Below are 2,764 nucleotides of genomic sequence, written 5' to 3'. Positions count from 1 at the left end.
CTGCCAAGCTTTCGGCTTACATCGGCTTCGACCGTTCGAGCACCCACTGCACAAGGCAGATTGTTTGGGTGTTATATGGTCAAGCCTCACGGGCAATTAGTATGGGTTAGCTCAACGCCTCACAGCGCTTACACACCCCACCTATCAACGTCGTAGTCTTCGACGGCCCTTTAGGGGATTCAAGATCCCAGTGAGATCTCATCTTGAGGCGAGTTTCCCGCTTAGATGCTTTCAGCGGTTATCTCTTCCGAACATAGCTACCCGGCAATGCCACTGGCGTGACAACCGGAACACCAGAGGTTCGTCCACTCCGGTCCTCTCGTACTAGGAGCAGCCCCTCTCAAATCTCAAACGTCCACGGAAGATAGGGACCGAACTGTCTCACGACGTTCTAAACCCAGCTCGCGTACCACTTTAAATGGCGAACAGCCATACCCTTGGGACCGGCTTCAGCCCCAGGATGTGATGAGCCGACATCGAGGTGCCAAACACCGCCGTCGATATGAACTCTTGGGCGGTATCAGCCTGTTATCCCCGGAGTACCTTTTATCCGTTGAGCGATGGCCCTTCCATACAGAACCACCGGATCACTAAGACCTACTTTCGTACCTGCTCGACGTGTCTGTCTCGCAGTCAAGCGCGCTTTTGCCTTTATACTCTGCGACCGATTTCCGACCGGTCTGAGCGCACCTTCGTACTCCTCCGTTACTCTTTAGGAGGAGACCGCCCCAGTCAAACTGCCCACCATACACTGTCCTCGATCCGGATAACGGACCAGAGTTAGAACCTCAAGCATGCCAGGGTGGTATTTCAAGGATGGCTCCACGCAGACTGGCGTCCACGCTTCAAAGCCTCCCACCTATCCTACACAAGCAGGCTCAAAGTCCAGTGCAAAGCTACAGTAAAGGTTCACGGGGTCTTTCCGTCTATCCGCGGATACACTGCATCTTCACAGCGATTTCAATTTCACTGAGTCTCGGGTGGAGACAGCGCCGCCATCGTTACGCCATTCGTGCAGGTCGGAACTTACCCGACAAGGAATTTCGCTACCTTAGGACCGTTATAGTTACGGCCGCCGTTTACCGGGGCTTCGATCAAGAGCTTCGCTTGCGCTAACCCCATCAATTAACCTTCCGGCACCGGGCAGGCGTCACACCCTATACGTCCACTTTCGTGTTTGCAGAGTGCTGTGTTTTTAATAAACAGTCGCAGCGGCCTGGTATCTTCGACCGGCATGAGCTTACGGGGTAAACCCTTCACCCTCACCGGCGCACCTTCTCCCGAAGTTACGGTGCCATTTTGCCTAGTTCCTTCACCCGAGTTCTCTCAAGCGCCTTGGTATTCTCTACCCGACCACCTGTGTCGGTTTGGGGTACGGTTCCTAGTTACCTGAAGCTTAGAGGCTTTTCCTGGAAGCATGGCATCAACCACTTCTCCTTCATAAGAAGGATCGTCATCAGCTCTCGGCCTTAACCGCCCGGATTTACCTAAGCAGTCAGCCTACAACCTTAAACTTGGACAACCAACGCCAAGCTGGCCTAGCCTTCTCCGTCCCCCCATCGCAGTAACTAGAAGTACGGGAATATTAACCCGTTTCCCATCGACTACGCTCTTCAGCCTCGCCTTAGGGACCGACTCACCCTGCGTCGATTAACGTTGCGCAGGAACCCTTGGTCTTTCGGCGTGCGAGTTTTTCACTCGCATTGTCGTTACTCATGTCAGCATTCGCACTTCTGATACCTCCAGCAAGCTTCTCAACTCACCTTCACAGGCTTACAGAACGCTCCTCTACCGCGTCATCAAAGATGACACCCGTAGCTTCGGTGCCTGGTTTGAGCCCCGTTACATCTTCCGCGCAGGCCGACTCGACTAGTGAGCTATTACGCTTTCTTTAAAGGGTGGCTGCTTCTAAGCCAACCTCCTAGCTGTCTGAGCCTTCCCACATCGTTTCCCACTTAACCAGGACTTTGGGACCTTAGCTGACGGTCTGGGTTGTTTCCCTTTTCACGACGGACGTTAGCACCCGCCGTGTGTCTCCCATGCTCGGCACTTCTGGGTATTCGGAGTTTGCATCGGTTTGGTAAGTCGGGATGACCCCCTAGCCGAAACAGTGCTCTACCCCCCAGAGTGATACATGAGGCGCTACCTAAATAGCTTTCGAGGAGAACCAGCTATCTCCGAGCTTGATTAGCCTTTCACTCCGATCCACAGGTCATCCGCTAACTTTTCAACGGTAGTCGGTTCGGTCCTCCAGTCAGTGTTACCTAACCTTCAACCTGCCCATGGATAGATCGCCCGGTTTCGGGTCTATACCCAGCGACTAAACGCCCTATTAAGACTCGCTTTCGCTACGCCTCCCCTATTCGGTTAAGCTCGCCACTGAATATAAGTCGCTGACCCATTATACAAAAGGTACGCAGTCACCCAACAAAGTGGGCTCCCACTGCTTGTACGCATACGGTTTCAGGTTCTATTTCACTCCCCTCTCCGGGGTTCTTTTCGCCTTTCCCTCACGGTACTGGTTCACTATCGGTCAGTCAGGAGTATTTAGCCTTGGAGGATGGTCCCCCCATATTCAGACAAGGTTTCACGTGCCCCGTCCTACTCGATTTCACTTCAAGGATCTTTTCGCTTACAGGGCTATCACCCACTATGGCCGCACTTTCCAGAGCGTTCAGCTAAAATCCAAGAAGCTTAAGGGCTGGTCCCCGTTCGCTCGCCACTACTAAGGGAATCTCGGTTGATTTCTTTTCCTCAGGGTACT

1 rRNA gene (only partly in view) is annotated in these 2,764 nt (G+C 53.2%); it reads right to left on the bottom strand.

The features are described from left to right. Window positions 1–75: 75 nt before the first annotated feature. Window positions 76–2,764, bottom strand: a 23S ribosomal RNA gene (locus tag IEY47_RS20425) (it continues 203 nt past the right edge of the window).

The sequence above is a fragment of the Pseudomonas matsuisoli genome (genome assembly GCF_014647635.1).
Lineage (GTDB): Bacteria > Pseudomonadota > Gammaproteobacteria > Pseudomonadales > Pseudomonadaceae > Pseudomonas_P > Pseudomonas_P matsuisoli.
The sequence above is the reverse complement of the archived record's forward strand: the minus strand, read 5'-3'. Positions and strand labels throughout refer to the sequence as shown.